This is a genomic window from Pandoraea morbifera, from assembly GCF_902459575.1.
GTDB classification, from domain to species: domain Bacteria; phylum Pseudomonadota; class Gammaproteobacteria; order Burkholderiales; family Burkholderiaceae; genus Pandoraea; species Pandoraea morbifera.
On record NZ_CABPSD010000011.1, the window covers coordinates 45,989 to 63,368 of the forward strand.

General features: G+C 65.6%; 19 protein-coding genes. 11 read left to right on the forward strand and 8 right to left on the reverse strand.

All coding sequences use genetic code 11. The features are described from left to right. The first annotated feature begins 361 nt into the window (after positions 1–361). The 11 genes from flgB to flgL all read left to right on the forward strand — a co-directional run bounded on the left by flgB (position 362) and on the right by flgL (position 11,203). Positions 362–802 carry a flagellar basal body rod protein FlgB gene (gene flgB, locus PMO31116_RS17535; RefSeq protein ID WP_150567855.1) on the forward strand — a complete coding sequence of 147 codons (441 nt, stop codon included), beginning with the start codon at positions 362–364 and terminating at the stop codon, positions 800–802. Positions 803–807: 5 nt separating this feature from the next. Beyond that, positions 808–1,212 (forward strand): flagellar basal body rod protein FlgC, encoded by a 405-nt coding sequence (gene flgC / locus PMO31116_RS17540; protein WP_023598365.1) that lies wholly within the window; start codon positions 808–810, stop codon positions 1,210–1,212. Between the two features lie 23 nt (positions 1,213–1,235). Next, positions 1,236–1,964: a flagellar hook assembly protein FlgD gene (gene flgD / locus PMO31116_RS17545; protein WP_145864839.1), complete on the forward strand. Its 729-nt coding sequence runs from the start codon at positions 1,236–1,238 to the stop codon at positions 1,962–1,964. Between the two features lie 72 nt (positions 1,965–2,036). Next, positions 2,037–3,293, forward strand: coding sequence for a flagellar hook protein FlgE (gene flgE / locus PMO31116_RS17550; RefSeq protein WP_145864838.1), 1,257 nt, complete (start codon positions 2,037–2,039; stop codon positions 3,291–3,293). A gap of 41 nt (positions 3,294–3,334) precedes the next feature. Next, the gene (locus tag PMO31116_RS17555; RefSeq protein WP_150567856.1) at positions 3,335–4,078 is read left to right on the forward strand and encodes a flagellar basal body rod protein FlgF; all 744 of its coding nucleotides are present in this window, start codon (positions 3,335–3,337) and stop codon (positions 4,076–4,078) included. Between the two features lie 34 nt (positions 4,079–4,112). Continuing rightward, positions 4,113–4,895 carry a flagellar basal-body rod protein FlgG gene (gene flgG / locus PMO31116_RS17560; RefSeq protein WP_023598369.1) on the forward strand — a complete coding sequence of 261 codons (783 nt, stop codon included), beginning with the start codon at positions 4,113–4,115 and terminating at the stop codon, positions 4,893–4,895. Positions 4,896–4,906: 11 nt separating this feature from the next. Further along, complete coding sequence (locus tag PMO31116_RS17565) at positions 4,907–5,620, forward strand: flagellar basal body L-ring protein FlgH (protein ID WP_150567857.1); 714 nt, start codon at positions 4,907–4,909, stop codon at positions 5,618–5,620. Beyond that, positions 5,620–6,819 (forward strand): flagellar basal body P-ring protein FlgI, encoded by a 1,200-nt coding sequence (locus tag PMO31116_RS17570; RefSeq protein WP_150567858.1) that lies wholly within the window; start codon positions 5,620–5,622, stop codon positions 6,817–6,819. The genes PMO31116_RS17565 and PMO31116_RS17570 overlap by 1 nt, the downstream gene beginning before the upstream one ends. 1 nt (position 6,820) lies before the next feature. After that, positions 6,821–7,708, forward strand: coding sequence for a flagellar assembly peptidoglycan hydrolase FlgJ (gene flgJ / locus PMO31116_RS17575; protein ID WP_023872625.1), 888 nt, complete (start codon positions 6,821–6,823; stop codon positions 7,706–7,708). Positions 7,709–7,962: 254 nt separating this feature from the next. Next, a complete protein-coding gene (flgK, locus tag PMO31116_RS17580) occupies positions 7,963–9,951 on the forward strand; it encodes a flagellar hook-associated protein FlgK (protein ID WP_150567859.1) in 1,989 nt (662 codons plus the stop codon). A 16-nt stretch (positions 9,952–9,967) separates the two neighbouring features. Then, positions 9,968–11,203 carry a flagellar hook-associated protein FlgL gene (gene flgL, locus PMO31116_RS17585; protein ID WP_150567860.1) on the forward strand — a complete coding sequence of 412 codons (1,236 nt, stop codon included), beginning with the start codon at positions 9,968–9,970 and terminating at the stop codon, positions 11,201–11,203. A 159-nt stretch (positions 11,204–11,362) separates the two neighbouring features. Here flgL and fliR read toward each other — a convergent pair whose 3' ends face one another. The 8 genes from fliR to PMO31116_RS17625 form a co-directional block, all read right to left on the reverse strand. After that, positions 11,363–12,154 carry a flagellar biosynthetic protein FliR gene (gene fliR / locus PMO31116_RS17590; protein WP_023598375.1) on the reverse strand — a complete coding sequence of 264 codons (792 nt, stop codon included), beginning with the start codon at positions 12,152–12,154 and terminating at the stop codon, positions 11,363–11,365. Between the two features lie 20 nt (positions 12,155–12,174). After that, positions 12,175–12,444, reverse strand: coding sequence for a flagellar biosynthesis protein FliQ (gene fliQ / locus PMO31116_RS17595; protein WP_010807718.1), 270 nt, complete (start codon positions 12,442–12,444; stop codon positions 12,175–12,177). A gap of 16 nt (positions 12,445–12,460) precedes the next feature. Continuing rightward, a complete protein-coding gene (gene fliP / locus PMO31116_RS17600; protein ID WP_150567861.1) occupies positions 12,461–13,204 on the reverse strand; it encodes a flagellar type III secretion system pore protein FliP in 744 nt (247 codons plus the stop codon). An 86-nt stretch (positions 13,205–13,290) separates the two neighbouring features. Beyond that, entirely contained in the window at positions 13,291–13,815 is a 525-nt protein-coding gene (gene fliO / locus PMO31116_RS17605; RefSeq protein ID WP_150567862.1) for a flagellar biosynthetic protein FliO, read from the reverse strand. After that, entirely contained in the window at positions 13,812–14,249 is a 438-nt protein-coding gene (fliN, locus tag PMO31116_RS17610) for a flagellar motor switch protein FliN (protein WP_023598378.1), read from the reverse strand. The genes fliO and fliN overlap by 4 nt, the downstream gene beginning before the upstream one ends. Further along, complete coding sequence (gene fliM, locus PMO31116_RS17615; protein WP_023598379.1) at positions 14,249–15,247, reverse strand: flagellar motor switch protein FliM; 999 nt, start codon at positions 15,245–15,247, stop codon at positions 14,249–14,251. The genes fliN and fliM overlap by 1 nt, the downstream gene beginning before the upstream one ends. A 7-nt stretch (positions 15,248–15,254) precedes the next feature. Continuing rightward, the gene (fliL, locus tag PMO31116_RS17620; RefSeq protein WP_023872622.1) at positions 15,255–15,737 is read right to left on the reverse strand and encodes a flagellar basal body-associated protein FliL; all 483 of its coding nucleotides are present in this window, start codon (positions 15,735–15,737) and stop codon (positions 15,255–15,257) included. A 217-nt stretch (positions 15,738–15,954) separates the two neighbouring features. Next, a complete protein-coding gene (locus PMO31116_RS17625; protein WP_150567863.1) occupies positions 15,955–17,379 on the reverse strand; it encodes a flagellar hook-length control protein FliK in 1,425 nt (474 codons plus the stop codon). Between the last annotated feature and the right edge of the window lies 1 nt (position 17,380).

Genomic DNA, 17,380 nt, shown 5'->3' on the forward strand with positions numbered 1-17,380 from the left:
GTCCGGCGCGATGCGCGTCGGGCCGGGAAGCCGACGGCACCGGGCAGTGCTCCTGTGCCTGGGGGGCGAACCCCGCCCGATGCCGTCAGGAAGCCATTCTAGAGATGTCGGCCTGTCGGGCATGGCCCGAAATGGCGGCCAATCTCCTTCCTATTCCTCCGATTGAATCCCGGGGGCTACGCATACGATGCGAAGCATGCCAAAAGGTCCGCACTTTTCCCGGACCCGGCAGGACATCCCGTCTGCGCACCGCGCGCCGTCCGCCAGAGTCTTCTGAGCGGTCCGGGCGCGCCGCGAGCGCCGACGGACAGGTTTCTTTGAGCGGTACCCCAGCATCAAGGCAAGCATCGGGCGAGGCGAGATCATGGACAAACTGGACGCGGCATTGCGATTTTCCCAGCAGGCGCTGGCCATGCGCGCCTATCGCCAGGAGGTGATCTCGTCGAACATCGCCAACGCGGATACGCCCGGATACAAGGCGCGCGACGTCGACTTCAACAATGCCCTGAGCCAGGCCGTCGAGCGCGGCGCGCAACAGCAAGTCGCCACCGAGACGAGCGTGTCGCTCGCACGCACGTCCTCGCGCCACATTGCCGGGCGTGCGGTGAGCACCGCCCCGCCGATGGGCGGCCCCGAGCTCCTGTACCGCGTGCCGTACCAGCAGAGTGTCGATGGCAACACTGTCGAACTCGACGCCGAGCGCGTGAACTTCGCTGACAACGCCGTGCATTACCAAACGGGCCTCACGGTCCTGTCCAGCCAGATCAAGACGATGCTGGCAGCCATCACGCAACAAGGGTAAGCGCCATGCCACTCATGAGCATCTTCGACGTTGCCGGCTCGGCCATGACGGCCCAGTCCCAGCGCATGAACGTCACCGCCAGCAACCTGGCCAACGCGGAATCGGTGACCGGCCCGGACGGCCAGCCATACCGGGCCAAGCAGGTCGTGTTTCAGGTCAACCCCGTGGCGGGCGCCGACGTGGGCGGCGTGAAGGTGGCGGGCGTGGTCGACGACCCGTCGCCGCTCAAGACCGTGTACGACCCCAAGAACCCGGCCGCCAACGCGCAGGGTTACGTGACGATGCCCAATGTGAATCCGGTGGAGGAGATGGTCAACATGATCTCCGCTTCCCGCTCGTATCAAGCCAACGTCGAGGCGCTCAACACCGCCAAGACGCTGATGCTCAAAACCCTCACGGTCGGCCAGTAAGAAGCCGCGCGGAGACCAGAACCATGGCAAGTATCAATACGTCGAACGCCGCGAACTTCTCGCAGACGTTCCTCGATTCGATCAACGGCACGGCCAGCAGCGCCAGCTCGAACTCATCGGCCGGCAGCGCCGACGATCTCCAGAACAGTTTCCTGAAGTTGCTCGTCGCACAGATGAACAACCAGGACCCGCTCAACCCGATGGACAACTCGCAGGTGACCTCGCAGCTCGCGCAGATCAGCACGGTCTCGGGCATCACCCAGCTCAACACCACGCTCTCGGCGGTGACCTCGCAGATCAACTCGACGCAGAGTCTGCAGGCCGCCGCGCTCGTGGGCAAGGGCGTGCTGATTCCGGGCAGCACCATCGGGGTGGGCAGCACCACGGCCACCGACGGCACGGTCACGAAGACCGCCACGCCGTTCGGCTTCGAACTGCCGAGCGACGCCGACACCGTCACAATCCAGATCAAGGACGCCACGGGCAAGGTGGTTCGCACGGTCAATGCGGGTGCGCTCGATGCCGGTGTGCAGGCGCTCACCTGGGACGCCAAGGACGACTCGGGCACCGCCGTGGCCGACGGCAAGTACACCTTGTCGGTGAGCGCTTCGGCCAATGGCAAGGCCATGACGCCGACACTGCTTTCGTATGCCCAGGTGCAAAGCGTGGTGGCCAGCACGACCGGCTCGCCGATGCTCAACGTCGGCACGGGTTCGAACGTCAAGCTCGCCGACGTGCGTGAAATTCTGTAACCCGACCGCTCAAGCCTCTTAACGAATCCATCACGACGCGCTGCGTCGTCAACCGAATCTCAGGAGTATCACATGGCCTTTTCGACCGGATTGAGCGGCCTGAACGCTGCCTCCAAGGACCTCGACGTGATCGGCAACAACGTTGCCAACGCGGCGACCGTCGGCTTCAAGCAGGGGCAGGCGCAATTCGCCGACATCTACGCCAACTCGCTGTTCGGCGCGGGCAACAACACCGTCGGCATCGGCACGCGAGTGGCCGCGATCGCGCAGCAGTTCACGCAGGGCGACATTACCGTCACGAACCGCCAGCTCGACCTGGCCATTTCGGGCAACGGCTTCTTCCGCGTGTCGAACAACGGCACCATCGCGTACACGCGCAATGGCCAGTTCTCGCTCGACAAGAACGGTTACATCGTCGACGCCAACGGCGATCATCTGACCGGTTATCTGGCCGGCCCGAACGGCATCATCAACAGCGTGTCGCCAGTCGATCTGCAAATCCCGACGGGTGACCTGGCGCCCACGGCCACGACCAAGGTCACCGGCCAGTTCAACCTGGATTCGCGCAGCGCCGTGAACACCACGCCGTTCTCGATCACCGATCCGAATTCCTACACGAACGCCACGTCGCTCAAGGTCTACGACTCGCTGGGCAATTCGCACGACGTGAACCTCTACTTCAAGAAGACGAGCGTCGACACGACCACCAACAACGCCACCTGGACGGTCTACGCCTCGGTCGACGGCACGACGCAAGTCGGCGCCGGCCCGATCGGCACGATGACGTTCAACTCGGCCGGCAGCCTCGTGTCGCAGACGGACTCGACGGGCGCCACCGTGACCGGCCCGATCACGCTGCCCACGATCACCTATGCCAACGGCGCGTCGAACGGGAACATGACGCTTGACCTGTCGGGCACCACGCAATACGGCAATACCTACACGCCGAACACCCTCACGCAGAACGGCTACTCCTCGGGTCGTCTGACCGGCTTCACCTTCAATGCCGACGGCACGATCGTGGGCACGTATTCGAACACCCAGTCGATGGTGCTCGGTCAGGTCGCGCTGGCCAACTTCAACAACGTGCAGGGCCTGATCCCGATGGGCAACAACCTCTGGTCGGAGTCGGCTGCGTCGGGCATTCCGATCGTTGGCGTGCCGGGTGGCACCAACCTCGGCAAGCTGCAGGCGGGCGCCGTGGAAGCGTCGAACGTCGACCTGACGGCTGAACTGGTCCACATGATCACCGCGCAACGCAACTATCAGGCGAATGCGCAGACGATCAAGACGGAAGACCAGTTGATGCAGACGATGGTCAACCTGTAACGCGGAGCGGCGCGCATGCGTAACTTGCACGGAGGCCGTCGATGGATCGTCTGATCTATATCGCCATGACGGGCGCAAAGCAGGCCATGGAGCAGCAGTCGACCACGGCCAACAATCTGGCGAACGTGTCGACGCCGGGCTTTCGCGCCCAGCTCGCGGCGTTCCGTCAGGCGCCGGTGCGCGCCCCGGACGGCACCACGGGCACGCGCACCTTCGTGGCCACGTCCACGCCGGGCACCGACTTCACGCCCGGCGCCATGCAGCAGACCGGTCGCCCGCTCGACGTGGCCATTCAGGGCCAGGGCTGGATTGCGGTGCGCGATGCGCAGGGCCGCGAAGCCTACACCCGTGGCGGCAACATCGAAATGACCGCCGACGGCCAGCTCACGCTGCACGGCCAGCCGATCATGACCGACGCCGGGCCGGCCGCCGTGCCGCCGGGCGCCTCGGTGACCATCGGCACCGACGGCACGATCTCGGCGCTCGGGCAGGGAGATCCGCCCAACTCCATCGCCGTGATGGGCCAGCTCAAGCTGGTCAATCCGCCGGAGGGCAATCTGGTGCGTGGCGACGACGGCCTGTTCCGCACGGCCAACAACGCTCCCGCACAGGTCGATCCGAACGTCGTGGTCGTGGCCGGCTCGATCGAGGCGAGTAACGTCAACCCGGTCAGTGGTCTGGTGAACATGATTTCGCAGTCGCGGGCCTTCGAAATGCAGATGAAGATGCTGCAGACGGCCGATACCAACGAACAATCCGCCAACCAGTTGCTGAACTTCAGCTGACCGGCGCCGCAACCGTACTCGGGGAGAAAACCCAATGATCCGTTCGCTCTACATCGCTGCCACCGGCATGAACGCCCAGCAGACGAACATGGACGTGATTTCCAACAACCTCGCCAACACCAGCACGAACGGCTTCAAGAAGGGTCGGGCGGTGTTCGAGGACTTGCTGTATCAGACGATCCGCCAGCCCGGCGCGCAGTCGTCGCAGCAAACGCTGCTGCCGTCGGGCCTGCAGCTGGGCACCGGTGTGCGCCCGGCGGCGACCGAGCGCATTTTCACGCAGGGCAACCTGACGTCCACGAACAATGCGAAGGACGTGGCCATCAACGGCGACGGCTTCTTCCAGGTGCTCATGCCGGACGGCACGACCGCCTACACGCGCGACGGCTCGTTCCAGGTCGACAACAACGGCCAGCTCGTCACGGCCTCGGGCTACCCGGTCCAGCCCGCGATCACGATCCCGGCCAACGCCCTCTCGCTCACCATTGCGCGCGACGGCACCGTGTCGGTCACGCAGCCGGGCAGCACGGCCAACGTGCAGATCGGCACGTTCCAGCTCGCCACGTTCATCAACAACGCCGGTCTGCAGAGCATGGGCGAGAACCTGTACGCCGAGACGGCCGCCTCGGGCGCGCCGAACGTCGCGCAGCCGGGCACCAATGGCGCGGGCGTGCTCAACCAGAACTACGTTGAAACGTCGAACGTGAACGTGGTGGAAGAGCTCGTGAACATGATTTCGGCGCAGCGCGCCTATGAGATCAACTCGAAGGCGGTGACGGCGTCCGACCAGATGCTGCAGCGTCTGACGCAGATGTAAGGAGTTTTGCCATGTCCGCCTCCCCGACCCTCAAGCCGCACAGCGCAGGCCTCGCGCGATTTCTTGCGCTCGCGGCCGCCGCCGCGCTGAGCGGTCTGGCGGGCTGCGCCTACGTGCCGCAGGAACCGGTGGTGACCGGGCCGACGACCACGCGTCCGCCGCCTCCGCCGGTCGCGGCCGACCCGGAAGGCTCGATCTACCGCCCGCTGTATTCGAACCGTCCGCTGTTCGAGGACCGCCGCCCGCGCAATGTTGGCGACATTCTCACGATCGTCATCAACGAAAACACGGCCGCGAGCAAGAACTCGGCCGCCAATACCACGCGCGCCGGCAGCGGCAGCCTGACGCTGAACCAGACACCGGGCGTGATCGGTGGCGTGCTCAACAACCAGGGACTGGACGCGAGCGGTGCGAACAAGTTCGACGCCAAGGGCGCGGCCAACGCCAACAACGTGTTTTCGGGGCAGATCACCGTGACGGTGATGGACGTGCTCTCCAACGGCAACCTCGCGGTCGCCGGCGAGAAGCAGATCGCCATCAACCAGGGCACGGAGTACATCAAGTTCTCGGGGATCGTGGCCCCGCAGACGATTTCGGGCGCGAATACCGTGCCTTCGACGCAGGTGGCCGATGCGCGCATCGAATACCGTGGCAAGGGCTACATCAACGAAGCCGAAACCATGGGCTGGCTGCAGCGCTTCTTCCTCAACATTTCGCCATTCTGATGTCGATCATGCCGTACCTGTCGCGCCGTGCGCCTAGCTTCCCTCCGCTTTGCCTGAGCATCGGCCGCCGTGTCGCCGCGTTTGCCGTGGCCGGCGTGGTGGGCGTCGCGGGCGCATTCGTTGTGGCCGCGCTCGTCGCGCCGGGCGTCGCCCACGCGGAGCGGCTCAAGGAACTGGCGTCGATTCAGGGCGTGCGCGACAACCAGTTGATCGGCTACGGCCTCGTGGCCGGCCTCGACAACTCGGGCGACCAGACCACCCAGACGCCGTTTACCGTGCAGAGCATGACGAACATGCTCTCGCAACTGGGCATTACGGTCGCGCCCGGCACCAACATGCAGTTGAAGAACGTGGCTGCCGTGATGGTCACGGCCACGCTGCCCGCGTTCACGCGTCCCGGCCAGGCGATCGACGTGGTGGTGTCGTCGATGGGCAACGCCAAGAGCCTGCGTGGCGGCACGCTGCTCATGACGCCGCTCAAGGGCCCGGACGGACAGGTCTACGCGCTTGCGCAGGGCAACCTGCTCGTGGGTGGGGCCGGCGCGTCGGCCAACGGATCGAGCGTGACGGTCAACCAGCTCGCATCTGGGCGAATTCCGAGCGGCGCCATCGTCGAGCGTGCCGTGCCGACCGCCATGGGCGGACAGCCGGGCACCGTGCAGATGGAGCTCAACGTGACCGACTTCTCGACCGCGCAGCGCGTGGTCGACGCCGTGAACCGCCGCTTCGGCTACAGCACCGCGCAGGCCCTCGACGGGCGCGTGATCCTGCTGCGCACGCCGACCGATCCGGCCTCGCGCGTGCAATTCCTCGCACAGCTCGAGAGCCTCGAAGTGAAGCCCGACAATACGGCGGCGCGCGTCATCATCAATGCACGCACCGGTTCGGTCGTGATGAACCAGAACGTCACTATCCAGCAGTGCGCGGTGGCGCACGGCAACCTGTCGGTCGTCATCGATACGCAGAACAACGTGAGCCAGCCGGCGCCGTTCTCGGGCGGCCAGACGGTCGTGGCTCCGAACTCGCAAATCTCCGTCCAACAGGAGAACAACGCGCTCAGGATGGTCAAAGCGGGCGCCAACCTCGCCGACGTCGTCAAGGCGCTGAACTCGCTTGGCGCGAGTCCGGCGGACCTGATGTCGATTCTGCAGGCCATGAAGGCCTCGGGCGCCCTGCGCGCCGATCTGGAGATCATCTGATATGGCCGACGGCAACCGACTCACGGGCGCGGCGGGCGCCTCGCTGCCCGATCTGACGCAACGCGCCTCCTACGACATGCAGGGCCTTACGGCGCTGCGCGCCGCCGCCCACCAGCAGACGCCGCAAGCCACGCAGCAGGCCGCCAAGCAGTTCGAGGCCGTCTTCACGCAGATGATGGTCAAGAGCATGCGCGAGGCCACGATGTCCGGTGGGCTGCTGGGCAGCGATCAGGAAAAGATGTTCAACGGCATGCTCGACGATCAGCTCGCCCAGCAGCTCGCCTCGAACAAGGGCATCGGTCTGGCCGACCTCATGCTCAAGCAGCTCGCCAGAACCGGCACCACACTGCCGCCTGCCGCGATGGGGCGTCAGCAGTCGCTGCAAGGACGCGCATACAACTCGGCCGACGCCATTGGGGTGGCCGACGGCGCGCCTGCGGTGGCCGGCGAGTTCGTCGACCGCATGGCCACGGCCGCGCAGAATGCCAGCGCGAGCAGTGGCATTCCGGCGCGGTTCATGCTCAGCCAGGCGGCGCTCGAGTCCGGCTGGGGCAAGCGCGAGATCCGTCGCGCCGACGGCAGTACGAGCTACAACGTTTTCGGTATCAAGGCCGGCAAGAACTGGAACGGCCCGACCGTGGAGGTGGCGACGACGGAGTACGTGAACGGCCAGCCGCGCAAGGTGATGGCCAAGTTCCGCGCATACCACTCGTACGACGAGGCGTTCGCCGACTACGCCAACCTGATTTCGAAGAACCCGCGCTATGCATCGGTCGTGGCCAGCGCCAACGACGCCGCCGGTTTCGCCACGAATCTGCAGCGCGCCGGCTACGCCACCGATCCGCAGTACGCGAGCAAGCTCATCAAGATCATGAAGCACTTCGCCTGACGGGGCGAGCGGCACGGCGACACGGAATTCGGGACGCCGGCCGCGCGAGCGCGCCGTGTCCCGGGACGTCGAAGCGGCGAGGCGGCCGGGCGAAGCGTGAAGGAAGTCGGACGTCAGCGGCACGGCATCGAGCCCGAAGCGATCGGGGGCGTGCCACCCTCAATATTGCTGCCGGATTGCCGTAAACACATCGGTAACGGCGCGCGAGCGGGCATTTCGCCGCGGGGCGCGCCTCTTATTCAAGCCGCGAGATCATGAGCCTAATCAATATTGGCATGAGCGGGCTGAACGCCTCCCAGTTCGCCCTGAACACCACCGGCAACAACATCTCCAATTCGGGGACCGCCGGCTATAACCGCCAGATCGTCAGCTACACCCAGGCCGACAGCCAGTTCACGGGCGTGGGCTACCTGGGCCAGGGCGTGCTGGTCAACGACGTGTCGCGCGTGTATGACCAGTTCCTGGCCAACCAGGTGAACCAGGCGCAGACCCAGTACAGCCAGCTCAACACGTACTACCAGCAGATCTCGCAGATCAACAATGCGCTGGGCAGCTCCACCACGGGCCTGTCGGCCTCGATGTCGACGTTCTTCACGAACCTGCAGACCATCGTGACCGCGCCGAACAACTCGGCCACGCGCGCCACGGTGATTTCGTCGGCGCAAACGCTCACGAGCATGTTCCAGTCGCTGTCCGGTACGCTGTCGTCGCTGCGCACCGCCGTGAACGGCAACATCCAGCAGTCGACCGACCAGATCAACACCTACGCGAAGCAGATCGCCACGCTCAACGATGCGATCGTGCAGGCGCAGGCCAACGGCGGTGGCGCCTCGCCCAACGACCTGCTCGACCAGCGCGACCAGGCCATTGCCAACCTGAACGCCATCGTCCAGACGAACGTCGTGAAGGACAGCAACGGCTCGTACAACGTGTTCATCGGCAACGGACAGTCGCTGGTTTCGGGCAATTCCGCCTACCAGCTCACGACCATCGCGTCGACGAGCGATCCGTCGCAACTGACCGTGGCCTACATCATGGGCAACGGCACGAAGGTCGCCATTCCGGAATCCTCGATCTCCGGCGGGTCGCTGGCCGGGTTGCTGTCGTTCCGCAGCGGCGCCCTCACGCAGGCCCAGAACTCGCTCGGTCAGATCGCACTGTCGCTGGCCGGCACGTTCAACGCGCAGAACCAGCTGGGCCTGGATCTGTATGGCCAGCTCGGCGGCAATTTCTTCACGGTGCCGAATCCGACGATCATCGCGAACACGAGCAACTCGAACGCCGCCACGCTCAATGCCTCGATCACCGACGCCTCGAAGGTCACCACGAGCGATTACACGGTGACCTACGACGGCACGAATTACACGATGACGCGCCTGACCGACGGCGCGAAGTGGACCGCCGGCGCGCCGGCCACGCCGGGCGCGGCGCTGAACTTCCAGGACAGCACCGGCGCGGCGTTCGCCGACGGCTTCTCGGTCACGACCGCGGGCATGGTCGCCGGCGACAGCTTCACGATCCAGCCGACGCGCAATGCCGCCCAGAACATCGGCGTGGCGATCACCGATCCGGGCAAGATCGCGCTGGCCGCTCCGATCATTGCCTCGACGGGCACGGCCAACGGTGGCTCACTCAAGGTGGATCAGGGCTCCGTGGACGCGTCCTATCTGTCGAACGTACTGACCGCACCCGTGAACTTCACGTTCAGCAAGGACGCCACGACCGGTGCGCTCACGCTGGTGGCCCCGGCGCCGATGACCGTGACGGTCAATGGCACGACCACCACTTACGCCGCGGGCGCCACCGTGCCCTACGACGCCACGAACGGCGCCAAGATCACGATGAGCGGCATGACCGTGAATCTGTCGGGCACGCCGAACAACGGCGATACGTTCACGATCGCCCCGAATACGTCGGGCGCCGTGACCGATAACCGCAACGGCCTGGCGCTGTCGGCGCTGCAGAACGACAAGACCAAGGTGGGCGGCTCGCAAAGCTACGCGTCCGCGTACGCGAACCTCGTGTCTTACGTGGGTTCGACCACGAACACGTACAAGTCGACCAGCGCGGCCCAGCAGACCCTGCTCAAGCAGACGCAGGAGGCGCAGTCGTCCAATTCCGGCGTGAACCTCGACGAAGAAGCGGCCAACCTGATCAAGTATCAGCAGCTCTACCAGGCCAATTCGAAAGTGATTCAGACCGCGTCGACGCTGTTCGACACCATCCTCCAGATGGTCAACTAAGCGCAGGGGCACAGCGATGCGAATCAGCACCAACATGATCTACGACCAGGGGATGCGGGCGATGAGCCAGAACACCTCTGATCTGCTCAACACCCAGGCGCAGCTCTCCTCGGGCAAGCGCGTGACCACGCCGGGCGACGATCCGATCGCCGCCGCGCAGGCGGTGGCGGTGTCGCAGGACAACGACATGAACTCGCAGTACGCGTCGAACCGCGCGGCCGCGACGACACAACTGCAGCTCGAGGACTCCACCTTCGGCAGCATCATCAACTCGTTGCAGCACGTGATGTCGCAGGTGGTCGCGGCGGGCAATCCCACGCTCAACGACAATGATCGCGCGACCATCGCCACCGATCTGCAGTCGAGCTTCCAGCAACTGCTCTCGCTGGCGAACACGACCGATGCGAACGGTCAGTACCTGTTCTCGGGCTTCATGGGCAATTCGGCCGCGTACGTGGCCTCGGCGACCGGCGCATCATATGCCGGAGATACCGGCGTGCGTTACGTGCAGGTTAGCCCCAACCGCCAGATCGCCGTCAACGACATCGGTTCATCCATCTTCCAGGGCGTCCAGGCCGGCACGGCCAGCGCGGTGATCAGCGGCAGCGCGACGAACCAGGGCACCGGCGTGTACTCCACGGTATCGACGACCGACGTGACCAACGCCGGCGCAAACCATCAGTACCAGATCAGCTTCGCCATCGACAACACGACCACGCCGCCGACGACCAACTACACGGTCAAGGACATGACGGACACTACGGTGGCCGACGTGACGGGTGCCTACACGGCGGGCCAGCCGATCACGTTCGGCGGAAAGAGCGTGACCTTCACCGGCGCGCCTGCCACGGGCGATACGTACACGGTGCAACCGGCGAACAAGGGCAGCACGAATGTGTTCGACAACCTGCAGGCGCTCATCGGCACGCTCAAGACGCCCATCAACAGTACCAACGGCACCGGTCAGGCCAACCTGAGCAACGCGCTCACGACGTTCAACCAGCTGTTCGGCAACACGTACGACAATGTGACAACGGTACGTACCACGGTAGGCTCGCGCATGAACGAGTTGACGTCGCTCAACAACATCGGCGACACGAATTCGCTGAACTATCAGTCGCAGCTGTCGGATCTGCTCGACGTGGACTGGAACTCGGCGGCGACGAAGTTCGCGCAGTTGCAGGCTGCCTTGCAGGCTTCGCAGCAAAGCTTCATGCAGACCCAGAAGCTCTCGCTGTTCAACTTCCTCTGATCGCCGGGACGAGGCTCGGGAGGGTGTCTCTCCCCGGTCTCGAATGCCGACAAGCGCGGGCCACGCGGCAATGCCGGGTGGCCCGCCGTCGTTTCGGGGGCGGTCGGCACGCGGTGCTGGTGAAGCGCGACGCAGGCGAGCGCGGCGTACGACCGGTGCTCAGAGTTTCGGCACGAAGGCGGCGCTCGCGCGAATCATCATGTCGATGCCGATCGAGAAGAAGTGGTCCATCACCGGGGCGATGCGCGGCATCATCAGCTCGATCACGACCAGCCCGACGCCCAGCGTGAGCGGAAAGCCCACCGCGAAAATGTTGAGCTGCGGTGCGGCACGGTTGAGAATACCCAGCGCGAGGTTGCAGATGAGCAGCGCGGCCACGAGCGGCAGCGAGAGCATGAGCGCCAGCGTGAACAGCTGACCGCCCAGCATGGCAAGGTACTGCCAGCCGGTCACGGCAAGCGGTACGGAAGACACGGGCAGCACCGTGAAGCTCTGCACGAGCGTGGCGAACATCACGAGATGACCGTTGGTGGCGAGGAACACGAGCATGGCGACCACGTTGAGCAGCATGCCAAGCACGGCGGTGCTGCCGTCGCTGTTGGGAGTGAGCAGGGTCGCGAACGACAGGCCCATTTGCAGGCCGACGAAATCGCCCGCCATGCTGATCGCCGAGAACACGATCTGCATGCACCAACCCAGCGCGGCGCCGATCACGATCTGCTGCACCATGATCCACAGGCCTTCCCACGAAAACGGCGAGACGGCCGGCATCGGCCCGAGCACCGGCGCGAGCGCGAGCGCAACAATGCCGGCCAGGCCGATCTTGACGGTCGAGGGTACGGAGACGTCACCGAAGAGCGGTGCGCTCATCGACAATGCCAGCAGACGCACGAACGGAAACAGGAACGCCGCGATGACGCCCGAGAGCTGTTCGTAAGTGAAGCTGATCACCGCCGGTGCGCCCGCGCGGCCTAGCCGACCAGGCCCGGAATGCCGGTGAGCAGCTGGCGCATGTAGTCGACCATCAGGTTGAGCATCCACGGGCCGGCGATCACGAGCGTGACGAACACGGCGAGTAGTTTCGGGATGAACGACAGCGTCATTTCGTTGATCTGCGTGGCCGCCTGGAACAGGCTCACGAGCAGACCTGAGACGAGCGCGACGAGCAGCAGCGGCGCGGCGAGCAGCAGTGTCACCTGCATTGCCTGATGGGCCAGCGCCATGACGGTTTCCGGAGTCATATCCTGCGCCTCGCCGCTACATGGTGAAGCTCTGGGCGAGTGAGCCCAGCAGCAGTTGCCAGCCGTCGACCACCACGAACAGCATCAGCTTGAAAGGCAGCGACACCGTGGAGGGCGAGACCATCATCATCCCCATCGACATTAGCACGCTTGCGACCACCAGGTCGATGATGAGGAACGGAATGAAGATCGTAAAACCGATCTGGAAGGCCGTCTTCAGCTCGCTCGTGGCGAACGCCGGCACGAGAATGCGCATCGGCACGTCTTCCGGGCCGTTCATCGGCGGCGTCTTCGCCAGCTTGGCGAAGAGCGCCAGATCGGCCTCGCGGGTTTGCTTGAGCATGAACGCGTGGAACGGCTTGGCGCCCGTGTCGATCGCCTGCTCGAAGCTGATCTTGTTGGCGGCGAAGGGCTGATAGGCGTCGGTGTAAGCCTTGTCGAACACCGGCGACATCACGAAGAAGGTGAGAAAGAGCGCCAGCCCGATCAGGATCTGGTTCGGCGGCGAGGTGGTCACGCCGATGGCGTGCCGCAGCAGCGAGAGCACGATGATGATGCGCGTGAAGGCCGTCATCATCAGCAGCATCGCGGGGAGGAACCCCAGCGATGTGAGCAGCAACATCGTCTGCACGGACAGCGAATACGTCTGTCCACCGCCCGGCGCGGGGGTGCTCGTGAGCGCGGGGAGCGTGGCCTGCGCGAAGGCGGCGCCCGGCATCATCAGGGCGATGAGGGCGGCAGCCACGAGGGCGATCGGCATGCCCCGCGTGAGCCGCGCGAGCGGGGCCGACCCCGGCGCTGGTCCAAGCGCCGGACCCATCGGGCTCCGGGACTGACCGCGTGACATCAGGAATCCTTTTTCATCGATTCGCGCAACTTTTGCGCAAAAGCCTGCGCGGTACGGTTGGCTTGCGCGCCCGGATGGGCCGCGGGAGGCGCGGCGGGCAGGTCGGCGACCCGATCGGCGTCGATCACGTGCAGGCTGCGCACCTGCCCGGGCGCCACGCCCAGCACGACCCAGTCGCCCGCGACTTCCACCACCACGACGCGCTCGCGCTGACCGACCGCGGCGCTGCCGACGATGCGCACGTTGCCGCCGCCGAGCGGACGTTGCAGACCGAAGCGCTTGGCGAGCCACGCCAGCCCGAACAGCAGGGCCAGCACCAGCACGAGGCCGAGGCCCGTCTGCACGATGCCTGCTCCGCCGAGGCTCGGCACGGCCGCCGCCTGCGAGGCGGCGCCCTGCGCGTGGGCGGTGGCGACGAATGCCGCCGGGAAATACGTAATAAGCGTGGCTGTGGCCGCCACTCGGGCGGCGGCGGCGGCCGCGGCGCGCCACACGGGCTTGCCGCGGACATCGGAAGGAATCATCGGTTGAGCTTACGGATGCGTTCGGATGGCGTGATGATATCAGTCAGGCGGATGCCGAACTTGTCGTTCACGACCACCACTTCACCCTGGGCGATGAGGCAACCGTTGACCAGCACGTCCATCGGTTCGCCGGCCATGCCGTCGAGTTCCACCACCGAGCCCTGCGCGAGCTGCAACAGGTTCTTGATGGCGATCTTCGTGCGGCCGAGTTCCACGGTCATCTGGACCGGGATGTCGAGGATCAGATCGATGTCGTTGTGCGTGGCCGTGCCGGGGTTGCCGGCGGTGGCGGCCAGCGGCTGGAACACGGGGGCGGTCGGCTGTGGCGCGGCTTCGGCGACCGGTTCGGCAGCCGTCTGCTCCGCCATGGCACTGGCCCACTCGTCCGCCATGGCCTGGGCGTCGTCACCGGGCGTTTGAGGGGTATCGCTCATCAGTCGTTGTCCTTCGAGTAATCGCTGTGCGAATGGTTGATCATCTGGTTCACGCGCAGCGCGTATTGGCCGTTGAAGACGCCGTAATTGCAGTGCATCACAGGCACGCCATCGACCTTGGCTTCCAGCACCTCGGGCACGTCGAGCGGAATCACGTCGCCCACGCGCATGTTGAGCAGTTGCGACAGCGTCATGTCGATTTGAGCGAGATTGGTCACGATCTCGACATCGGCGGCCTGCACCTGCTGCGAGAGCAGTCGCACCCAGCGCTTGTCGACTTCGAGGGTTTCGCCTTGCAGCGGGCTCGAGAGCTGGTCGCGCAGCGGCTCGATCATCGAATACGGCATGCAGATGTGGAATTCGCCGCCGACCGAGCCGAACTCGATGTCGAAGGTCGTGGTGACCACCACCTCGTTTGGGGTAGCCACGTTGGCGAACTGCGTGTGCATCTCGGCACGCACGTACTCGAATTCCACCGGATGCACCGGCTTCCACGACGCGCCGTAGTTCTCGAACACCAGATCGAGCAGACGCGCGATGATGCGCTGCTCGGTCTGCGTGAAGTCGCGGCCTTCCACGCGGGTGTGGAACCGGCCGTCGCCGCCGAACAGGTTGTCCACCACGAGGAACACGAGGTTCGGGTCGAACACGAACAGCGCCGTGCCGCGCAGCGGCTTGATGTGGACCAGATTCAGATTGGTCGGGACCGGCAGGTTGCGGATGAACTCGCTGTACTTCTGCACCCGCACCGGGCTCACCGAGATTTCGGCGCTGCGGCGCATGAAGTTGAACAGCGCAATACGGAACAGGCGCGAGAAGCGGTCGTTGATGATCTCGAGCGTGGGCATGCGCCCGCGCACGATACGCTCTTGCGTCGCGATGTTGTAGGGCCTGATGCCGGAATGATCTACCGACTCGGACCGGTCATCCTGCTCGCCGGTGACACCCTTCAGAAGGGCATCGACTTCTTCCTGCGACAGGAACTCCTCATGCGCCATGAATCACTCACTGAATTACAAACGCGGTGAACAGCACTTCGCCCACGGCCTGCTGCGGCATGTTGGCCGCGAACGGTTGCGCGACCAGCGAGCGGATTTCGCTTGCCAGGCGACGCTTGCCGTCGATCGTGGCCAGATCCTGCGGCTGCTTGGACGACAACAACAGCAACACGCGGCTGCGCACTTCGGGCATGTGCTGCGTGATGCGGGCTTGCGTCTCGGCGTCCGCTACCTTGAGCGAGAGACCGATGTGCAGGTAACGTTCGCCGTCCTCGCCGGTCAGGTTCACCGTAAACGGGTCCATGCTCACGAAGACCGGGGGCGGCGGGGGCGGCGGTGCTTTCGCCGCTTCGTTGCGTCCGGTCAGCAAATACACGGCCGTTGCGGCGCCGGCGGCGGCCATGAGGGCGACCGCGACGATCAACAGAATCCATTTGCGCATGCCCCCGCCAGAGGGGGCCGCGGCTTGCGTCGATGCGGGATTTGCCATGTATTCGCCTGCTATTGGGTAATGATTGTCGGCCAACCCGCCATCGGGTGATCGGCCGAAAAGAAGGGACAATCGCGTCTAACTCGCGTCTTTGTCTTAACGGCAGAAACGCTCGCGGGCTTTAGGGGCGCTGCGGCGCACCGTCGCGCCTGTCCGGGCGGCCCCGCCGCTGCCGGATGTCGCCGAGCCGTACGCCAGTCGCGAAGGTCAGGCCCCGTCAGGCGAACGTGTCGACGAGACCGTTGACGGCGCGCACCGGCACATTGACCGCGGTGGCAACCGGTCCGTCGTCGGCCGGGCCGAAGCCGCCCGTGCCGCGCGCGTTTCCGTTCCCGCTACCGTTCCCGCTGCCATTGCCATTGCCGTTGGCGCCCTGCTGCGCGAAGGCTTGCTGCTGCGCGCTGTCGCTGCTCACGGTGGTATTGCCCAGGGCGATGCCATTGTTGGCGAGGCTTTCGCGCAGTTGCGGCAGCGCGGCCTGCACCGCATCGCGCACGGCGGCGTGCTGCGACACGAACATCGCCTGTGCCGAATCGTTCGCCACGTTCAGCACTACGTGGAGCGGGCCGAGATCGGGCGGGTTCAGGCTCAGTTGCGCGGTCTGCGCATGCGCGGACGAAAGCCACACGACCTGTTGCGAGAGCTGGTTGTTCCAGTCCTGCGTGCCCACGCGCGCGTTCAACGCGAGCGCCGCGGGCAGATTGGCCTGGGCCTGAAGCTGCGGCTGGGCATCCACGACGGGCGTTGACGCCTGCGCGGCCTGTGCGGCGGCCTGAATCGCCTGGGTGGCGGTGTTCGCCTGGGCAGCGGCGTCGCGATTGCCTTGGGCTTGCGTCATGGCATCGACCATGCGCTGGGCGTCTGCGCCCGTCGGCGACGTCGACTTGGCCTCGGCCGCGGCCGGTTGCTGCACGGCGGTCGGCTGCGCCGTCGTGGCGTTCTTTGCCAGGGCGTCGAGCGACAGGCCGCCGGTCTGGTTCGCCGGCGTGGCAGCTGGCGTGACGGTACCGGTCGCCGGCGTCTGGCCTGCGGCCGTGGCCGCTTTCGTGCCGTTCGCGTCGGCGCCGACCGGCGGTTGGGCGGCCAGTTGGGCGGCGCCGCTCGCTTGGAGGGCGCCGTTCGCGGCGGCCGCAATGGCGGCACCCTTGCCCGGTTTGGCATCGGCGGTGTCCGCGCCCGCCGTGGCGGCGGGCGTGGGCGCTTGCGGTGGCGCAAGCGGTGCGCCGTTCATTGCGGCAAGGGCGACGGCCAGGGCGGCTGCCGGGTCGCCGGGTGCTGCGGTGGCCTGCGCTTCGTCGTCGGCGTTCTCGTCTTTGTCGGTGTCGGTCGTCGTTGCCTTCGTCGCCTTGGACGAAGCATTCGAAGCGCTCGTTTGATTGTTTTGCGCCGTCTGCCCGGCCTGGCTCGCCGAAGCGTTGCCGTTGGCCGCGTTGTCGGCAGACTTCGTGCTGCCGGTGTTGTTCGAGGACGCGGCCTGCGCAGTGTTGCTTGCCGCCGGTGCTGCGGTTTGGCGCGTCTGCTGCGAGAGCACGGTGGAGAAGGGCAGCACACTGCCATCGTCGGCGTTCGACGCCCCGGTGCGATTGGCCCTGGCGGCTTGGGTGGCGCCGGCGGCGTCGGTCAGGAAGCTCAGCATCGACATG

Excerpts from the sequence above, each read along its gene's own strand:
- flgC (WP_023598365.1), top strand. The coding sequence starts at position 808 with ATGCCACTCATGAGCATCTTCGACGTTGCCGGCTCGGCCATGACGGCC.
- flgD (WP_145864839.1), top strand. The coding sequence starts at position 1,236 with ATGGCAAGTATCAATACGTCGAACGCCGCGAACTTCTCGCAGACGTTC.
- flgE (WP_145864838.1), top strand. The coding sequence starts at position 2,037 with ATGGCCTTTTCGACCGGATTGAGCGGCCTGAACGCTGCCTCCAAGGAC.
- PMO31116_RS17555 (WP_150567856.1), top strand. The coding sequence starts at position 3,335 with ATGGATCGTCTGATCTATATCGCCATGACGGGCGCAAAGCAGGCCATG.
- flgG (WP_023598369.1), top strand. The coding sequence starts at position 4,113 with ATGATCCGTTCGCTCTACATCGCTGCCACCGGCATGAACGCCCAGCAG.
- PMO31116_RS17565 (WP_150567857.1), top strand. The coding sequence starts at position 4,907 with ATGTCCGCCTCCCCGACCCTCAAGCCGCACAGCGCAGGCCTCGCGCGA.
- PMO31116_RS17570 (WP_150567858.1), top strand. The coding sequence starts at position 5,620 with ATGTCGATCATGCCGTACCTGTCGCGCCGTGCGCCTAGCTTCCCTCCG.
- flgJ (WP_023872625.1), top strand. The coding sequence starts at position 6,821 with ATGGCCGACGGCAACCGACTCACGGGCGCGGCGGGCGCCTCGCTGCCC.
- flgK (WP_150567859.1), top strand. The coding sequence starts at position 7,963 with ATGAGCCTAATCAATATTGGCATGAGCGGGCTGAACGCCTCCCAGTTC.
- flgL (WP_150567860.1), top strand. The coding sequence starts at position 9,968 with ATGCGAATCAGCACCAACATGATCTACGACCAGGGGATGCGGGCGATG.
- fliQ (WP_010807718.1), bottom strand. The coding sequence starts at position 12,444 with ATGACTCCGGAAACCGTCATGGCGCTGGCCCATCAGGCAATGCAGGTG.
- fliP (WP_150567861.1), bottom strand. The coding sequence starts at position 13,204 with ATGCCGATCGCCCTCGTGGCTGCCGCCCTCATCGCCCTGATGATGCCG.
- fliO (WP_150567862.1), bottom strand. The coding sequence starts at position 13,815 with ATGATTCCTTCCGATGTCCGCGGCAAGCCCGTGTGGCGCGCCGCGGCC.
- fliN (WP_023598378.1), bottom strand. The coding sequence starts at position 14,249 with ATGAGCGATACCCCTCAAACGCCCGGTGACGACGCCCAGGCCATGGCG.
- fliM (WP_023598379.1), bottom strand. The coding sequence starts at position 15,247 with ATGGCGCATGAGGAGTTCCTGTCGCAGGAAGAAGTCGATGCCCTTCTG.
- fliL (WP_023872622.1), bottom strand. The coding sequence starts at position 15,737 with ATGGCAAATCCCGCATCGACGCAAGCCGCGGCCCCCTCTGGCGGGGGC.
- PMO31116_RS17625 (WP_150567863.1), bottom strand. The coding sequence starts at position 17,379 with ATGTCGATGCTGAGCTTCCTGACCGACGCCGCCGGCGCCACCCAAGCC.